Raw genomic sequence first — 13,155 nt, 5'->3', positions numbered from 1 at the left:
AGTCATAAATCAAAATAAAGTAAAAAGGCTCCACTCGGGAGCCTTTTCTTTTTGGTTGGTTTTCATCAAATCTTCGTTCTCACGGCTGGTTTGACTTCTTTCTTCAAGTTCTTCCTCAATGATTTTTGAAGAGCTTTTTTCTCCACATACTCAACAAGACTCATTGAACCAATCTTTTTCTTGATGGTTGCTCCAAGAAGAACCTCGTACTCTGGAAACTCCTTGATGATTTCGTAAGCAACTCCAAGGCGATTTTCCTTACATAAGACTTTGACGTTACTGCCGCCTGGTTTCCATCGGTTAGCGTCGCAATGTTCAAGGATGAGTTTAATGACCTCTTTATCATTCCTGACTTTACTTGAAAAGAATTTCGCATACCTCTCATCGATAGGTATGAGCTCTTTTGCGAAGTCGATATCATTTGTCAATTCCTCGGCCATCTGGTAGCCGTAGTGGTCCATTTTCTCCCTTAATGATTGAAGGCTTACAAACTGGTTCTTATCGTCGTAAATTTCATCTAGATTGTCTCCACTATCAATAAATCTAGCTCTCTCAAGAAAGAATTCCTTGCTTTTCCCAATATCAGTCCAAGTAATGGATTGGTGCTTAACTAGATTTTTTCCAACAAAGTATTGAACTTGGCTGAAACCGAAAACAAGATGCATACGGGCTAACTCTTTAATGCTTGGTTCATTGTTGGTTGTTGTCATCTTCGTTCTCCTTGTAGTGTGTTCCCATAAAATTCCCAGCAAGCCAGTTGAGATGGTCCCTTCTTAAATTAGGAAACAACTCAGCCATTAGCCCCTTGGTTGTGTTCTGTGCCTCTCCAATAGAGGGAGGGCATACCTCCCAGCTCTGGATTTCGGACAAGTAGTAATCAATGCGTGCCTTGTTCATGCTGCCTCCGCTTGCTTGTTTTGTGCCTGGGCGAGCATCCTTTGAAGCATGAGGTAGGTTGCCTCCTTGCCTCCAAGTCTAAGGAACACATCAAGCTGAAGAGCAAATAGCTCCTGGCTGTTCTTATTGTTGTAATCTGCGAAGTCGATTTGCTTTTCTTCCTGCACCTTATTCATTACATTAAGAATCGCCTCGCTTACCTCCATGTTGATCTGTTCGTCTGTCTTGTTCATACGGTCTCCTTGTGGGCCATTCTGTACTCAAGCATGACTTCAAGTTTCTTCCAGTCAAGCTTGCCGTTTTCATCGGTAATCATATCTTTGAAGGTGGCATCTGCCTCTTCTTGGCTATTGGCCCAGATTCGTCCAATGTAATTTGTGGTGCTTGTTATGCCCAAAACGGTTAATGTCACTTCAAGCTTGCTGTTATATCGTTTTCGATGGTTCATAGTGGTTCTCCTTGTGATTAGTTGTTCTCTGAAATATCAAACTGGTCTTGTCGCCCATAAACTCGGGCAAGAGCATCTAGGAATTGAGAGGCAGTCCAAGGGGTAGCTTCAAATTCACAATGAACTTGGAAACTGCCTTCTTCTCGTTCTCGCTCAATCTCTTCAATTTCGCCGAATTCCATTTCATGCCAATCACGGTCATAACCATCGTAATCAACCACAAAGCGGACAGTGAATTTTCCGTCGTGTTGCGCAATGATGACCTCTTGGGCATCCTCGTCGTAATACTCAATAATTCCTTCAATAATCTCTTCAATGCTTTCTGCCTTGTTGACATAAACATCGTCGTCGTCTTTCCAAGCGTACATATATTTAGCTTTGCTCATTTTAATTCTCCTTGTAAAAGTGGTTGGTTAAGCTAATTCCATAAACTTCTCTTCAATGCGGCTTACAACTTCAACAAACTCAGCCTTAATTCCTTCGTGGCAATATTGGTTGCTTTCATCGAATTTAAGTGCCGCAAGGGTTGAGAGCTCTTCCTTCATGTGTTCCTTGTTTGTTAAATTCCGTGAAAGCTGGCGTTTTAACTGGTTAATCTTCTTCTTCATGCTTACTCCCATGTAGTCATTGTTAAGGTTGGTTTTAATGCTTGCTAACTCTGAGATGATTCCAGAAACACGGTCATTTTTCTCAGCCTTCGCTTCCTTCACTTCCATCTTTTTTGCTGCAACCTTCTTGATGGTGGTTGGAGCATTTGACTTTAATAAAGAGTCAATGAACTCTTGAACTTGCTTCTTCGCTGTTACGTCAAGCTGTTCAATTTGGCTCTTCATTTGGTCAGTTATATCCTCTTGCTTGACCTCTACCTTCTTAGCTTCAACCTTCTTGTTTGGCTCATAGAAAAGCACATCAAGACCATGTTTCTCCACTCGCTCTTTTGCCATCTGGAAGAACTTCTCGCTCTTCTCAAAGGCAATCACTTTGCGGCCTTTTTGGATGCCATAAACAAGAGTGCTTGCTGATCCGCCGAATGGGTCTAAAAGTAATTGCCCCTCATGGCTGTGCCGTTCGATAAGTGGCTCAATCATCCATTTGTACTTCTCGCAAGGGTGCTTTGTTTCCTTGTTGCTTCCTACGGCTCCGCTGAAGACATTAAGCATGTCCTTCTGCTCTAAGAAGTTGAAGTTAAAAGGTGTCGTGCCCTTGGTGAACCAAATCGCTTGCTCACAAGCATGGCGATAGCCTTTTTTATTAAGACCAGGGCCAGGGTTCTTCTTAACGAAATAGATACCGTTGCGGAATTTAAGGCCGAACTCTTCTTCAATAAGTTTTAGGTAATGACCGATATACTTCACATCAAGAAAGAGAATGATTGAGCCGCCGTCCTTGGTTACTCGTGACATCTCTGCCATGAAAGGCTTGAACCATTCCCAGAAGCCGTTGGCATCACCAAAGCTGTCTTGGAAGTCATTGCCCCAAGCTTCTTGTGTTGTGACTGATTTCCCGCCGTTCTTGGAAGCCCCGACCCATGTACGGAGATTCTTGTTTGCGATACCATAAGGGGGATCGGTCAAAACAAGGTCAATACAGTTGTCTGGAAGGTTCTTCATACCTGCAAGGCAATCATTATTGATAAGTTGGCCTTGACCCTTGATCTTTAAGTTGAAGTTCTTGATTTCTTGTTTCATGCTTTTCTCCTTTGTTGTTTAAGCATGAAAGAAGTTTAAATTTAAGGCTGTTTTTTCACCCTTGAACTCTAGAATCTAGAGAAAAGGCTAGAATGCTTGACAAAGGATAAAAGTTATGAGTCACGGCGATAGAGATAGAGATCTTCAAGCCATGAGGACCCGTTATTGGGTCAAGGTGATCAAGCAAATAGCCAAGCAAGAGGGAAAGGAAGACAAAGCCTTTATCCGAGAGCTTGAAACTAACCCGCTCTATGCGGATGTGGCTGATTGGGAGTGGTGGGATTACTTGAGCGGTGATCAAGTCCCACAAAGCAAACGGCTCAATATCGTAGAAAAGCTCCTACCAGGCACGGCGGAGAGCTTCACCACGGGACCGAGAGGCTTGGAGCTATGGGAGGTCTTGGCCGGTCCTAAACTAGCAGAGAGGACCTTCAACGCTGCCTTGGTCGCTTCCTATGGGAGCAAGGCAGTCAACGGCTGGGATTTGGCTGAGAAAGCCTTCTGGTTCATCTTGCCCATGCTGTCCTTTAAGGTAGGTCCGTTCGTGGCTCAAATGAACAAGAAGATGATCATCGTTGACGGCAAAGAGAGACCGGTTATCAGAGAAGGCGAACATTTGCCTTGGTCGGACATCCAACGCCTCATTGAGCGGGGTAGCATCGTCTTGGATGAAGAAAAGGAACTAATACGAGCTCAATCGGGAGAAGTGCTGGAGCTGAAGCTGTCTGAGCTCCTTGCCTTGTGCGACGACACAAGGAAGCTCTACACCCTCGAAAACACCTTGGCGGATCTGGGAAGCGAGATTGTTGAGTATGCCTACAACCTCAACGAGAGGGATTACAGCTTCGGTTTTACGGCTGAATTTATCCTTCCCGCTTTTAGCTTGTGGTGGATAGCACAAGAGAACAACAACAATAGAGTCAAGAACATTGCTCGACTCATAATTCAAGCCATGAATAACGAAGTGATTGAGCTTGAATTTGAAGAGGTTGGAGCTGACCTCAAAGATTTTGTGGCAAGAAAATTGATTTAGGATATTGACAAACTTCAATTAAGATGTAAAAAGAAGATTGCCGAGCTTAATCATGTGGGTTTGGCATACATCAAATGCTCCTTTGATTGTTTTTGGTTCATGATAAACAATTGGCCTCTTTTGAGGCTTTTTGTTTTTGTAGGATTATTTTCATTTTCCTATTGACAAACTCGGATCGCTTTCGTATAAGTTGATCGTAGTGCGAAAAGTAAAAATGAAACAAAACACCTCAGTTGCGACCTGAGATGCTTTTTTGACCAAAAATCACTGCTTGCCTTGAGCTTTCGTGATTGCTGGATTTGCTTCTATTTCTAGGTTGCTGTATTTTACTCATGGTGTCCTCCATAAACAATTGCCCCTTGGATAAAACCTTGGGGCTTTTTGTTTTGGTCGTTGACATGGAGTTTTAATTTGATAAGGTATTGATAACCGAAAATAAAATCAATAAGGGGTTATCAATGAAAAAACTGTTTCTATTTCTATTATTCACATTAGCAAGTGCCAGCTCTTTTGCGGCAAATGTCTTTGAGCCATCTTCAGGCGATATATCAATCAAAATGCTTGGAGCAATCTTTGGGGGCTTGCTAGATTCTGGTGGCAATGATCCGCTCATTAGCGGAATTAAGATGTTCAATGGTGCTTGTCTAATAATTGGCGGGATTTTAGCTGGGTACACAATATTGGCCGGCACTTTGAACACCGCACATGATGGAGAGATGTTGGGTAAGAAGTTCTCTTCAGTGTGGGTTCCAGTCAGATATTCAGTTGGTACGGCTCTTGTTCTTCCTGTTGTTGGTGGTGGTTATTGTGTTATGCAAGCCATCGTCATGTGGCTGGTTGTTCAAGGGATTGGTTTGGCTGATGGTGTTTGGTCTGCCTTCATGAGCAATCCCACAAGTGTAGCCAATACGAATGTTCAGACATACAGAGACGAAATCGTCGGAACCGCCAAAGCAGCATTTAATGCCTCAATGTGCTATCGCTCTTATGCGAGAGCCATTTCTGAATCAAGCTCGCTACTGAAATTCGGGCAATACAATTACACCATGACCAACACTTCACAAGGTTGGCTTTATGGTGATAGCACTTCCAGCGTGAGAACAAATGGATGTGGGGAGATAGATTACCCACAAGACAAGAATGTCACCCAAGTAGATTCAACTGTCGTCAATACAGCTCCAACAACAAATGGCGGCTATCTAGGTGATATCGGGACTATCTTTGCTCCAATGGATGTCAGTGCCATTCGTCAAGCTCACAATGCGCAAACAGATGCTTTAGTTCATAAGATGGATTCTTTGGCTGCTTCTGTTATTGCTACAGCTCCTAAGCCTGGTGATGACGGTGTTTATGGTGTGAGCATAACTCCTGACCAAGCCAAGGCTTACTACGCACAAATAGAGCAAGCGGCAGATGACTATCTGAAAGGTGTTAAAGGTGTTGCTGACGGTCTATCCACTGGTGATGCTTATACAAAGATTCAACAGGCGGCGAACAATCAAGGTTGGATATTAGCTGGTGCATGGTTTACTCGTATCGTTCAAATGAACGACATCATCAATAAAGCCGTAGCTTCTTCTCCAACAGATGAGTCTTCTGCCGTGGGTCCTGCTATGGACAAGCTACTTTTCTCTGATGCTGTCAAATACTATGACGGGGCAAAGCTAGTTCTAGCTGCCGACAAGAGAAGTCAGCCTGGTAGCTTCTTGGGAATCAAGAATAGTCCCGATGCTGAGAATGTAGCGGGCAGTGGTGTACATATCACTGGCAACCCATTGAAGACTTTTCAGGCTGGTATCACGTCAGTCTTGACTGGTGTGAATCTGTACGATTTAAAGAATGACACTAGACATCCTCTAATCGTCATCAATGAGCTTGGAAACAGATTACTAACCCTAGCTGAGCTCGTTGTCGGATCAATCGCTCTTGTTGCAGTCGGAACGGGAGCTTTGACAGGTTTCATTACTGGAGGGGCACAAAATGGCGTTATTGCCATCATTGGTTGGTTCCTTGACGTGCCAATCAAGGTATTAACGGGGGCTGGAGCTGGAGCTGCCTTCTTCCTACCAAATATGCCCTTCATAATTTGGATAGGCTGTATTGTAGGCTGGGTATTATTAGTCATTGAAGCAATCATTGCTGCTCCTCTATGGGCAATCATGCACCTTCATCCAAATGGTGATGACATGACGGGCCGTGCCGGGAATGGGTACTCACTTGTTCTTTCATTGCTACTTAGACCTGTTCTTATGATCTTCGGCATGGAAGCTGCGATTATTATTTCTTCAGTCGTAGGCGAACTTATAAACAAGGCATTTTTTGAGGTATTCGCTCAAAGTACCAACAGCACTACTGGAATCTCAGCATTGTTCTCTTTGGCTATTGGCTCGATAGTCTACTTGGCCGTAATGTTCATTTTCATTAGAAAGTGCTTCAGTATCGTCCATCAACTGCCAGATCAAATGTTGCAATGGATCGGCGGTCCAACAGGTGCGCAACTTGGTCAATTTGCCGGTGACTTCTCAAAGGCGGCTGATAAAGCTGGCGGTGCTGCTTCCGGGGCAATTGGCTTCGGCACTGGTGCAGCAAATGTAGCCGCAAAAACAGGCTTACAAGCTTTGGCTCGTAAGTCTCAAAGAAATGCGAATGAAGAGAAACACAAATTGGCTAACATAGATAGACAAATGAATGAGCGATATGGCGATGGAACTGCTGATATGAAAAATAGCCATGCCAGTATGTTACCTGGTGATTCATTCAGTAGTGTCAAGAAAGCCATTGCGAACAGCCAAGCCTATGATAGAGGCTTGGATATGGCTACTGTATCCGACCCAATCAACGGTAAAGCTGATTTTGATATGGAATTCTCAAGATCAGAGGAAAACGGTCACAAAGACTTTGGGGGTAGTGCTGTCAATGCGGCTCACTCCATTGGACAACAGATCATGGACAAGAGCCTTGAAGGCAATCCAAACGGCGGGTTCATTAAAGCCTATGCTGGAAATAATACCAAGAATCTTCGCAATATCATGAAGACCATTGGCAACATGGAAAGCAATATTGGTTCTGACGCTACCAAGCAAATTCTTGATAAAGCCTTGTCTTCTGGTGATACTGGCAAAGAGTTACATAATCGTGCCGAAGCGTTGTATCAGGAAGAGAAGCAAAGGCGAGAAGATATCAAGAAAAAGCCTGATGACGATGGTGGAAAAGTACCCGAATAAATATCCGAAAAAGCATCCAAGTGGATGCTTTTTTCATCGAAATATTGATTTTCTAAAAATAGTACGCTAGTCTTGTCTATGACTTGACAAAAGGAGTTTGACTATGAGTGGTGTTCTTGAAACTTTGGGCGGGTTGTACGCCTTGGAGAAGTTAGGCAACCAGGGGCGTGAGATTGATTCGCTTAATCTAGAGCTAGACGGCAACCATCAACAACTTGATCATGCTCGTCGTGATTTGGCTGCTGCCAGTGGCTCAATTGCTTATTACAAGCGAGTCAACAAGGAACTCACTGAAAAGGTCCAATTGCTGCAAGAGGTCAACGAAGATCTGCGAGTGACATTAGCGGATTGGATTGTTTCGCAACGTGCATTCCGCGAGCTGGCAATGAAGTATGGTGCCTTGGCTGGCAAGACCCCTAAAGAGATCGACAATGAAAGCTCGGCGGCTGAGGAAGCAGTATTGAAGAATGAGGCTAAAATGAGTGCCAGTAATAATGTTGATACTTGCTCTCGTGCAAAGCCCTATAAAGATCGCTTGCTTGTCAAGCTTCAGAAAGAGAAGGCAAGGCAATAAGGGTGAGTCTAATGATGCAATACAAAATGAAGCATGAAAAAAGCCCCGAAGATCGGGGCTTTTTACTTTCTTGAATAAGGAATGCTTGCTCACATTAAATTGGAGTAGTTCTGAGCAAGGATACCCATAATAGTAACAATTTGCTTGCTATCTGCCGATCCGCTTTTCTGTCTCATTCTCGCTGCTATGTTGGCGGCATACAAATTGGCAATGCACGAAGCGAGCATACTCAACTCTTGTTGTCGATTGGTTGTGGCAATGAAGCTCTCAACCTTGTCTCGCTCATTGACAAAGGCATCGCTATCTTGATCTTCAAGAACTTTATCAAATGAATCAAAGATGATTTCGGCTATGTGTAAGACATCCTTATCAGTCTTGTGCTGGCTAACGAGCTGAAGAATTTGTTTTGATTTATCGTTATTGGGGTTGTTCCGTACATTTTCCATACCCCACGCAAGTAACTGCTCTAAGACTTGTTGAGGTATGGATGGCTTTTGCTGGGCTTGGGGTGGCTGAGACGCTTCTGTTCCTGGTGAGCTCTTGCGCTTGAGACCTCCAAAGCCTCCAAGGTTCATGAGATCGTATGCTTGGTCTTCCGTGCCTTCTGGCTTCTTCTTGCTGAACATGCTGGTCCCTTCGCGGTGGTTGTGGTGTGCCTGGTAGTCTACCTGTAGGTTGTAACGGCAACCTAGCTCCAAACATGAGAAAAGCCCCGCTAGGGGGCTTCTGGTAGCTTCTGTGGGGTCTGGGCAAGGTGTCTCACTTCCCTCGGCCTACTTGCTCGATTTCAGACCACGGGATCGGCTGGTTCTCGTCAAAGAAGATTTGGAGCCAGATATGGGAGACCATGCTTGCGAGTGCCAGAAGCATGAACTCAAGCGGGATGTAATATTTAACTTCAAAGGCGGGGTTGTTGTGGGTCTTGCTTTGTAGCGAGAACATGAAGAGCAAAACGGGAGGCTTCTTGAAGCTCTTTTTGTCGTCTGAAAGAATGCTCTTCCAGTCGCCCACTTGCATTTGACCATTCTCGATCCATCCACCTTGCCGAAACCCAAAGAAGGTGAGTGAGCAATTCAAGCTCTCGATCTGCTGGGTGAAGTTGAGGTAGGTGTCAATGGCGAGCTTCGTTTGCTCGGGGTGTTGAGCAAGCTTGAACACTTCATCAAGGTGGGTGGTGTTCTTCAAAAGGTCAAACTCACCTTTGAGAATAAGACCGTTCATGATATCTCTGTGAATCGGGGTGATGGCTATTGCTGTGCCTCCCCCAAAATTCTGCATTCGGTTGTTCTGCATGGGACTACCTCAAAACCTAACAGGTACAAAAAAGCCCTCCGTAGAGGGCTTTTGTCGGAAGCTGTGAAGCTTATTCAGCCTTGAACTCGGCTTCGGTGATATCGCCAAGTTGTTCCTTGGTCGGCGCCTTGCTTTCACGGCTTGCCAGCTTCTTGAGGAAGTTGATCTTCGCCTTCTTGTCGGCGGGATTGACCAGCCATGCATCGATGCTCTTGCCTGCCTTGTATTCCGTGAAGCAACCCTCGGTATCGAGGAACTTCGGCGGGTGAGCCAGCCACACACCCGTGTCGCTGCCGTCCTTGTTCTTGAGCGGCTTGCTCATGACACGGGTCTGCTTGTCGCCAGTGCCTGCACCCCGACCAGCGGTCGGAACATGGATACCCAGCTCAGCAGCCGTCCAGCCTTCGTGCTTGATGATTTCCTTCACGACTTCCAGAGTAGCGAAGCCCAGCTCTTCGGCAGTGAAGGTGAAGGTAGCGATCTGCTCCTTGACCGCTTCCAGAGCTGCGGGACGTTCTTCGGCCAGTTGAGCGGCGATCTGTTCTTCAAATGCCTTGCGCTGAGCAAGGATCTCAGCAATCGTCAGCTTCTTCGGTGCGGCTTCCTTGGTGTTCTTTGCGGTGATCGTTTCAGCCATGTTCTTTCTCCAGTAGGTATGGGTAGCAACAGCTTGCGTAAGAGGTTAGAAGTCTCAACAAGCTTGCTGCTGCCTGGTGTTGTGCTTGTTGATGTCTCCATCTTAGGGCCATCTATGTAGTAGGTCAACAAGATCTATCAAGATTCTTGTAAAAAGATTTTGATTGCCAAAGTAAACCCTATTGAAGAAACGCATTACAGCAAAAAGGATTAGAACTTGCTGATTATGTTTCGCATTATGGGATAATCAAGCTCATTCGCGCGTGTAAATGAGGGTTTTGCCGTTGATTATTTCTTAATCCGATAACCATCCCCTTGAAGACAACAAAAAAGCCCCGAATAGGGGCTTTAATTCGTTTCTGTGTGGGTATGTGTTAGAGCTTTCCACCATTCTTGCTGACTCGGGTCACAACGGGCTTGTCCTCGGTGTTCTGCTCAAGCTTGAGCTTCATTGCAAAAGAAACGAATTCTTGGTTCTCTTCCTCTTCTGCAACGGGAATGGCCTTTACCAGATCAACCCCATGATAGTGAGCTGCTTCCAGAATTTTGAGGTAGCCTTCCATTTCCCCACTAATCTCACCATCGGCTGGATTTTTGGCGAGATCTCGCGCAATGGTGGTCTTGTCGTCGTTGTAGCCATTCTCCTTGTATTCTGCATTGAGATTGACCCCAGCCAGCCTCAAGAGATTGAGCTTAGCGGAAAAAAGTGGGGCAATGTCTTCGTATCCATCATTCATGCCAAGTTTGAGACCAAAGGAAATGGCTCGATCCTTGTCTGATTCATGATTGAGAAAAGGAATGAAGGATTGAGCCTTCTTTATGTCATCAAAACAGAGATATTGTGTGAATGCAATTAGAGCAACCCATGCTCCGTATTGTTTTTCCCGAGACATGAGAAGCAGGGTGTAGTAAAGCGATTTGGAGTAAGCCAAAGATAGCTTTTTGCTCCCAAAAATTTCCAAAATGATTGGGTTTAGGAGTTCAAGTGCATCCTCAAAGCTTTCAATGTCAGGGATAAGGGGCTGATGAAAATCCTCGGCAACCTCATCCATGCTTTGCTTGAGACTTTGCCCCTTGCGTCCCTTCTGTATATTGAGGAATTTCCCACTGATAATTAGCCCATAAAGCTCATGAGCCATGTAAATGCCTTTTTGCTTCGCTGTTGGCGTTTTCATTGATCGATCTTCCTTGCTTAGAATTCTTTGACTATTTTGTGTTCTTTATCGCTTATTGGAAGAGAATCCTCAAGCTTCATCTTTAACTCAAGCGAGTCATGATAGCGATTGAGGTTATCTGCCAGAGATTGCAATTCGGTTGCTTGCTCTTGGACATGAGCGGCAAGAAACTTCATCTTAGCAAGGAATGACAAATCTTGTACGGGGGTTTTCGACTTTACTGGTTGCAAAACCTTTGGCTTGATTGGTTTTTCTATTGCTGGTTCTACAACGGGGGCTTCTTCTTGCTTTACTTCGCCACTAAGCAAGAAGTCTGCGACATGGTAAATGGAGTAGAAGACATTACGCCCAACTGACTTCCACGGAATAGGGAAATTGTTCTCTTTTCTGAGCTTTGATTGTTGTTTTTCCGATATCCCGATTTCAGCCTCAAGCTGTTCTGGGGTCATCAAGAATTTTCCGTCTGTCTTTTTCTTCAAGTAATCAACAAGCTGTGCATGAAGCTCCATGTCTAACCCTTCCCCCGAGTGTGTGTTGTCGTGTATGATAGTGCGGTTCTGCCTCTTTCATCCATACCGCGATAGTTCAACGGATAGAACAAACCCCTCCTGCATGTGTTGGGCAACTCGCCAGCGATGGCGGGATTGAATGGAGTCAAATTCGGTGAACCCTCTGACCTTTGGTCGTGGCAACGCCGAGCCAAGCCTAGAGGCTCATGCTTCTTGGAAGGTGTAGAGACTTGACGGCTCCCAGCTCATTGAGCTGAAGGCAAAGTCCAGACCACAAACCTACCTGGTAGGGTGCCGAAAGGCATAGTGGTAAGAAGGGTTAGATGTGGGTTCGATTCCCGCTCGCGGTGCCAAGATTTGCTTCTTCGGGTTCAGCAAGGAACCCTCCCCAGAGCCTTCAAAACTTCCTCTCCAAGCTCTCTAAAAGTGCTCTTTGTAGCCGTGGGACAACGGCGTTTTGGGACAATTTTGGGACGCGAGAGGGAGAAATGGGACGGGATTTGACGGGACTAGGCTGGAGCCAAACCCTTGATTTATAAGGGTTTCGGGTGGATTGGCGACCCCCTCAATGCCCTTAGGAGGCGCTTGTTCTATCCATTGAACTACGGGGAGCCTGCCGACCCGGCATCTCGCGTGCAACGCAAGCCGGGCAGCGGTGTGGACAGCGCGCAGAGTATAGCAAACGCGCATTGGCATCGGCGGACGGAATGCGCACCGATGCTGGCGCGCCGCGTTGCGCGGCGCGCGATCAGCCGATCAGAAATCGACGACGACGAAGTCTTCCTTGGCGACGTCGCACAGCGGGCAGCGCCAGTCGGCGGGAATGTCCGCGAACCGCGTGCCGGGCGCGATGCCCTCGTCCGGCAGGCCTTCCGCCTCGTTATAGACCCACCCGCAAATCAGGCAGACCCAGCTCTGGTATTCGGTCACTTCGCTCATGTCGCGCTCAGGAAAATGGAATCAGGGTAATGCCGTCCGCGGCCCGGCCGGCGGACGAAAGGCGCAATGGTACCGGAATTTCGCCGAACTCGGCCGCAACGTCGTTTTAAACGTGCGCATCGCGAACAATGCAACCGGAACCCGTGCGCCATGCGTGCGGTGTATGCTTCCCGGGCTGTCCAATCATAAGGAGAAACCGATGCTGAACAGAAAGTGGATCGCGGGTGCGGTGTGCGTGGCGGCGATGGCCGTGTCGACGATCGCGCGGGCCGAGGGCCGTGTGTATTTCGTCGAGCCGACGGACGGCGCGACGGTGTCGAACCCGGTACACGTGAAGTTCGGTCTGGAAGGCCTGCAGCTTCGGCCGGCCGGCGACATGACGCCGAACACCGGCCATCACCACCTGCTGATCGACGGCCGGCCGATCCCGAAGGGCGAGGTGATTCCCGCGGGCGAACATTCGCTGCACTTCGGCAAGGCCCAGACCGAAACCGAGATCATGCTGCCGCCGGGCCGGCATACGCTGACGCTGCAGTTCGGCGACGGCGCGCACCGCTCGTACGGCCCCGAAGTGAGCCAGACCATCATCGTCAACGCGAAGTAAGCGGGCGCACCCGGGCAGGCGCACCCGCGCGGGCGGCCAGGCCGTCCGTGCGCGGGGTGCGCGCCCGTTCCGGTGGCCGCCGCCCGCGCGTGGCGGGCCGCAACCGGGCCGCACGGCCGCTCTCGCGACATCATC

General features: G+C 47.0%; 16 protein-coding genes. 4 read left to right on the top strand and 12 right to left on the bottom strand.

What is annotated here, in order from left to right:
- Positions 1-65: 65 nt before the first annotated feature.
- From HWY45_RS04555 to HWY45_RS04530, 6 genes are read right to left on the bottom strand one after another with little or no spacing between them, the layout of a single operon-like run.
- A complete protein-coding gene (locus HWY45_RS04555) occupies positions 66-710 on the bottom strand; it encodes a F0F1 ATP synthase subunit delta (protein ID WP_150998522.1) in 645 nt (214 codons plus the stop codon).
- Positions 691-897, bottom strand: coding sequence for a hypothetical protein (locus HWY45_RS04550; protein WP_150998525.1), 207 nt, complete (start codon positions 895-897; stop codon positions 691-693). The genes HWY45_RS04555 and HWY45_RS04550 overlap by 20 nt, the downstream gene beginning before the upstream one ends.
- Positions 894-1,130, bottom strand: coding sequence for a hypothetical protein (locus HWY45_RS04545; RefSeq protein ID WP_150998528.1), 237 nt, complete (start codon positions 1,128-1,130; stop codon positions 894-896). The genes HWY45_RS04550 and HWY45_RS04545 overlap by 4 nt, the downstream gene beginning before the upstream one ends.
- Complete coding sequence (locus HWY45_RS04540; protein WP_150998531.1) at positions 1,127-1,345, bottom strand: hypothetical protein; 219 nt, start codon at positions 1,343-1,345, stop codon at positions 1,127-1,129. The genes HWY45_RS04545 and HWY45_RS04540 overlap by 4 nt, the downstream gene beginning before the upstream one ends.
- Positions 1,346-1,362: 17 nt before the next feature.
- Positions 1,363-1,731 carry a hypothetical protein gene (locus HWY45_RS04535; RefSeq protein ID WP_150998533.1) on the bottom strand — a complete coding sequence of 123 codons (369 nt, stop codon included), beginning with the start codon at positions 1,729-1,731 and terminating at the stop codon, positions 1,363-1,365.
- Between the two features lie 27 nt (positions 1,732-1,758).
- Positions 1,759-3,033 carry a DNA-methyltransferase gene (locus HWY45_RS04530; RefSeq protein WP_150998536.1) on the bottom strand — a complete coding sequence of 425 codons (1,275 nt, stop codon included), beginning with the start codon at positions 3,031-3,033 and terminating at the stop codon, positions 1,759-1,761.
- Between the two features lie 115 nt (positions 3,034-3,148).
- On the opposite strand from HWY45_RS04530, the gene HWY45_RS04525 reads away from it, so the two are divergent.
- The 3 genes from HWY45_RS04525 (at position 3,149) to HWY45_RS04515 (ending at position 7,864) form a co-directional block, all read left to right on the top strand.
- Complete coding sequence (locus HWY45_RS04525) at positions 3,149-4,066, top strand: hypothetical protein (RefSeq protein ID WP_150998539.1); 918 nt, start codon at positions 3,149-3,151, stop codon at positions 4,064-4,066.
- Between the two features lie 458 nt (positions 4,067-4,524).
- Entirely contained in the window at positions 4,525-7,290 is a 2,766-nt protein-coding gene (locus tag HWY45_RS04520; protein WP_150998542.1) for a DotA/TraY family protein, read from the top strand.
- Between the two features lie 103 nt (positions 7,291-7,393).
- On the top strand, positions 7,394-7,864 hold the full coding sequence (locus HWY45_RS04515) for a hypothetical protein (protein ID WP_150998545.1): 471 nt from the start codon (positions 7,394-7,396) through the stop codon (positions 7,862-7,864).
- A gap of 89 nt (positions 7,865-7,953) precedes the next feature.
- Here the strand turns inward: HWY45_RS04515 and HWY45_RS04510 are convergent, their stop codons facing one another.
- From HWY45_RS04510 to HWY45_RS04485, 6 genes are all read right to left on the bottom strand, one after another.
- Complete coding sequence (locus HWY45_RS04510; RefSeq protein WP_150998548.1) at positions 7,954-8,490, bottom strand: hypothetical protein; 537 nt, start codon at positions 8,488-8,490, stop codon at positions 7,954-7,956.
- A 133-nt stretch (positions 8,491-8,623) separates the two neighbouring features.
- Positions 8,624-9,157, bottom strand: coding sequence for a hypothetical protein (locus tag HWY45_RS04505; protein ID WP_150998551.1), 534 nt, complete (start codon positions 9,155-9,157; stop codon positions 8,624-8,626).
- Between the two features lie 70 nt (positions 9,158-9,227).
- On the bottom strand, positions 9,228-9,794 hold the full coding sequence (locus HWY45_RS04500; protein WP_150998554.1) for an H-NS histone family protein: 567 nt from the start codon (positions 9,792-9,794) through the stop codon (positions 9,228-9,230).
- A gap of 373 nt (positions 9,795-10,167) precedes the next feature.
- Positions 10,168-10,968: a hypothetical protein gene (locus HWY45_RS04495; protein WP_150998557.1), complete on the bottom strand. Its 801-nt coding sequence runs from the start codon at positions 10,966-10,968 to the stop codon at positions 10,168-10,170.
- Positions 10,969-10,985: 17 nt separating this feature from the next.
- Positions 10,986-11,477: a hypothetical protein gene (locus HWY45_RS04490; RefSeq protein WP_150998560.1), complete on the bottom strand. Its 492-nt coding sequence runs from the start codon at positions 11,475-11,477 to the stop codon at positions 10,986-10,988.
- A gap of 756 nt (positions 11,478-12,233) precedes the next feature.
- On the bottom strand, positions 12,234-12,416 hold the full coding sequence (locus tag HWY45_RS04485; RefSeq protein WP_017331532.1) for a rubredoxin: 183 nt from the start codon (positions 12,414-12,416) through the stop codon (positions 12,234-12,236).
- 199 nt (positions 12,417-12,615) lie between these two features.
- Between HWY45_RS04485 and HWY45_RS04480 the strand changes: the two genes are divergently transcribed.
- On the top strand, positions 12,616-13,020 hold the full coding sequence (locus tag HWY45_RS04480) for a DUF4399 domain-containing protein (RefSeq protein WP_059883956.1): 405 nt from the start codon (positions 12,616-12,618) through the stop codon (positions 13,018-13,020).
- Positions 13,021-13,155: the final 135 nt, after the last annotated feature.

It is taken from the genome of Burkholderia stagnalis, from assembly GCF_902830275.1.
Classification (GTDB): domain Bacteria; phylum Pseudomonadota; class Gammaproteobacteria; order Burkholderiales; family Burkholderiaceae; genus Burkholderia; species Burkholderia stagnalis.
Note: the sequence above shows the minus strand (reverse complement) of the source record. Positions and strands in the feature narration are given on the sequence as shown.

What these genes read in the sequence shown, in the direction of transcription:
- HWY45_RS04545 (WP_150998528.1), bottom strand. Translation starts at nt 1,130, where the DNA reads ATGAACAAGACAGACGAACAGATCAACATGGAGGTAAGCGAGGCGATT.
- HWY45_RS04505 (WP_150998551.1), bottom strand. Translation starts at nt 9,157, where the DNA reads ATGCAGAACAACCGAATGCAGAATTTTGGGGGAGGCACAGCAATAGCC.
- HWY45_RS04495 (WP_150998557.1), bottom strand. Translation starts at nt 10,968, where the DNA reads ATGAAAACGCCAACAGCGAAGCAAAAAGGCATTTACATGGCTCATGAG.
- HWY45_RS04535 (WP_150998533.1), bottom strand. Translation starts at nt 1,731, where the DNA reads ATGAGCAAAGCTAAATATATGTACGCTTGGAAAGACGACGACGATGTT.
- HWY45_RS04555 (WP_150998522.1), bottom strand. Translation starts at nt 710, where the DNA reads ATGACAACAACCAACAATGAACCAAGCATTAAAGAGTTAGCCCGTATG.
- HWY45_RS04500 (WP_150998554.1), bottom strand. Translation starts at nt 9,794, where the DNA reads ATGGCTGAAACGATCACCGCAAAGAACACCAAGGAAGCCGCACCGAAG.
- HWY45_RS04525 (WP_150998539.1), top strand. Translation starts at nt 3,149, where the DNA reads ATGAGTCACGGCGATAGAGATAGAGATCTTCAAGCCATGAGGACCCGT.
- HWY45_RS04530 (WP_150998536.1), bottom strand. Translation starts at nt 3,033, where the DNA reads ATGAAACAAGAAATCAAGAACTTCAACTTAAAGATCAAGGGTCAAGGC.
- HWY45_RS04540 (WP_150998531.1), bottom strand. Translation starts at nt 1,345, where the DNA reads ATGAACCATCGAAAACGATATAACAGCAAGCTTGAAGTGACATTAACC.
- HWY45_RS04480 (WP_059883956.1), top strand. Translation starts at nt 12,616, where the DNA reads ATGCTGAACAGAAAGTGGATCGCGGGTGCGGTGTGCGTGGCGGCGATG.
- HWY45_RS04490 (WP_150998560.1), bottom strand. Translation starts at nt 11,477, where the DNA reads ATGGAGCTTCATGCACAGCTTGTTGATTACTTGAAGAAAAAGACAGAC.
- HWY45_RS04515 (WP_150998545.1), top strand. Translation starts at nt 7,394, where the DNA reads ATGAGTGGTGTTCTTGAAACTTTGGGCGGGTTGTACGCCTTGGAGAAG.
- HWY45_RS04550 (WP_150998525.1), bottom strand. Translation starts at nt 897, where the DNA reads ATGAACAAGGCACGCATTGATTACTACTTGTCCGAAATCCAGAGCTGG.
- HWY45_RS04520 (WP_150998542.1), top strand. Translation starts at nt 4,525, where the DNA reads ATGAAAAAACTGTTTCTATTTCTATTATTCACATTAGCAAGTGCCAGC.
- HWY45_RS04510 (WP_150998548.1), bottom strand. Translation starts at nt 8,490, where the DNA reads ATGTTCAGCAAGAAGAAGCCAGAAGGCACGGAAGACCAAGCATACGAT.
- HWY45_RS04485 (WP_017331532.1), bottom strand. Translation starts at nt 12,416, where the DNA reads ATGAGCGAAGTGACCGAATACCAGAGCTGGGTCTGCCTGATTTGCGGG.